Here is a 2,599-nt window from a genome sequence, read left to right on the forward strand (position 1 = left end):
AAGCTGCAGTCAGACGGTCGCGGTTCAAGCACGATTAAAACAGTCCGCGGTGTGTTAAGACCTGCTTTTCAGATGGCGGTGGATGATGATTTGCTTATGAAGAATCCTTTCGGATTTGAGCTGGTCGGAGTGATTTACAACACTGAAAAAACAAGACTTGCCATCACCAGAGAGCAGATGAACAAGTTTCTTAAATTTATTCATGACGACAACATTTACTGCAAGTACTATGAGGCTATTTACATTCTGTTTCATACCGGAATGCGAATATCGGAATTCTGCGGTCTGACACTAAAGGACATAGATCTGGAAAACCGAATAATCGATATCAATCATCAGGTGCAGAGATTCAGATCCGGTAAATACGACATCTGCCCCACCAAGACCAGTGCCGGTACCCGCAAGCTGCCAATGACGGAGGAAGTGTATCAGATGTTCAGGTCCCTGGTGGAGAACAGACCGACAGATCTGCCGGAGGTTATCGTTAAAGGTTATGCCGGATTCCTTATCAGAGACAAGGACGGAATGCCTGAGGTGGCTCTGCACTGGGAGCTCAGGTTCCTGCATGCAGTTAAGCGGTATAACGACATCTACAAAATTCAGATGCCGTCAATAACACCTCATGTATGCCGCCACACTTATTGCAGCAATCAGGCCCGAGCAAGAATGAATCCTAAAACTCTGCAGTACCTGATGGGACATTCTGAAATCTCAGTAACCATGGACGTCTACACTCACCTCGGTCTTGATGATGCCAAGGATGAGATTATCAGACTTAAAGAGCTGGAGGACGCCAGAAAGGAAATCAATAACATTGAGCGCGACACCATGCGCAGTATGGAGAGTCAGTTCAAGTACATCTAAGGCACTCTCCCACTAATCTTTTCAAGCTCATGACCATTACGGCATGGGCTTTCCCTTTCCCGAATCATCTTCATCCAAATCTTATACAACCACCTCTCTGCAACGGTGGATTACATTCCACAAAACGGTCTTCGATGTTGATATTTAGGGCAAATGCCTTTAATATTTGACAGTAAGGTGTTAAGCATTTTCTGATTTTCGGTACAAATCGGTAATAAATTAGAACTGTATAGATTTTGTTAGTTGGCAGAGATTTCAGGGAAGAGGTGATTAAGGATTCATTATGAGCGAAGATAAGGTTGAACTGTTAAGTACTCCGTATGGTGAGGTTGCATACGAATCATTCCGTGAACTTGGATTTGCCTTTGCAGATAAAAGCGCTGTTATTAAAGAACTGGAAAGAAAGAACACTCCTCGCTATCCGGTTCTGTTGCGTCCGAGAAGATTCGGTAAAAGTACCTTTCTTCAGATGCTGAAATGCTTCTACGACATTTCATACAAAGACAGATATGAGGAAATCTTTAACGGGAAGAGTATCTATACAGCAAGCCTTTCTAGTCATAACACCTACCATGTTATCAATTTTGACTTTTCCATGGTTAACACCCAAAGCAATACCGCCATGCTGAACAGCTTTTTTTCTGCTGTTGCAAACGGCATAGATGACTTCAAAAGAAGATATCCTGATTTTACTTTTGATTATAAGGAGCTTGATAAGTCAGACTCCGTCACACTGTTTAATAACTTTGCATCAGCTTATTCCGATTACGCAAAAGCAGTTTTAAGTCTTAACGCATCTGAGAACAATAATTATGGCAGACTCTATGTAATGATTGACGAATACGATAATTTTGCCAATCAGATCCTTTCACAGGATATTGAACTGTTTCGTACCATCACCGGTGATAACGGATTCCTGAAAGCATTTTATGCCGCCATTAAGGCAGCTGCAGCAAATGCAAATTGTATCGCCAGAACCTTTATTACCGGAGTGTCATCCGTATCCCTTGATTCTCTTACTTCCGGTTTTAATATTGTCCGAAATGTTACATCTCGCGCCTGTTTTAACGATTATGCAGGCTTCACAGGAGAAGAACTAACAGAATTGATACCAAAGCTCGTTGACATCGAACAGATTGGAGTAAGTGTTGAGGAAATCATTGCCAGAATGAAACCAGTGTATGATGGCTATTGTTTCAGTCATCAGGCAGAACACACGGTGTTCAATTCATCCATGTGTCTGTACTATCTTGACGAAATGCGTCTGGCAGGTGAGTTTCTCCCACCGGAAGATTATCTGGATCCCGCATCAGACCATGATGGTTACAAATTGAAGCAAATGTTTGAAATTGCCGAACCCGGACTTGCAGATGCGATTATCAATACCTATTTGAGTGACAGCAGATTTTTCATTAAGGATCTGGCGGAAAATATCAACCTTAATAAAACAACCAAGTATGATCGTATTCAGCTTCTGTCAATGCTCTACTACCTCGGCTATCTCACCATTGATAAAGTACTCTCACGAATAGGCAGGCTGGCTCTTAAGATTCCGAATCTTTTCATGTCAAAGCTCTTTGCGCAGTGCACTGCAGACCTGCGATTAAAACCGAGCAAAGTGTTTTCTGATTCCGTGGGAGGGGGATGCGGACAAAAAACTGGACATATATTACTCAGATTGTTCCCTGCTAAGTCTGTACTGAACAGGACTCAATCCACCTAATGTATTTTTAAT

2 protein-coding genes are annotated in these 2,599 nt (G+C 42.3%); both read left to right on the forward strand.

Annotated elements, in window-relative coordinates; genetic code table 11:
- Positions 1-864: site-specific integrase (locus F557_RS0112685; protein WP_019002598.1), on the forward strand; the 864-nt coding region annotated here is incomplete at its 5' end.
- Between the two features lie 283 nt (positions 865-1,147).
- On the forward strand, positions 1,148-2,587 hold the full coding sequence (locus F557_RS0112690) for an AAA family ATPase (protein WP_019002599.1): 1,440 nt from the start codon (positions 1,148-1,150) through the stop codon (positions 2,585-2,587).
- Positions 2,588-2,599: the final 12 nt, after the last annotated feature.

Origin of the sequence: Succinimonas amylolytica DSM 2873 (assembly GCF_000378405.1) — a bacterium.
Classification (GTDB): domain Bacteria; phylum Pseudomonadota; class Gammaproteobacteria; order Enterobacterales; family Succinivibrionaceae; genus Succinimonas; species Succinimonas amylolytica.

Coding starts and splice junctions, on each gene's coding strand:
- F557_RS0112690 (WP_019002599.1), top strand. CDS start 1,148: ATGAGCGAAGATAAGGTTGAACTGTTAAGTACTCCGTATGGTGAGGTT.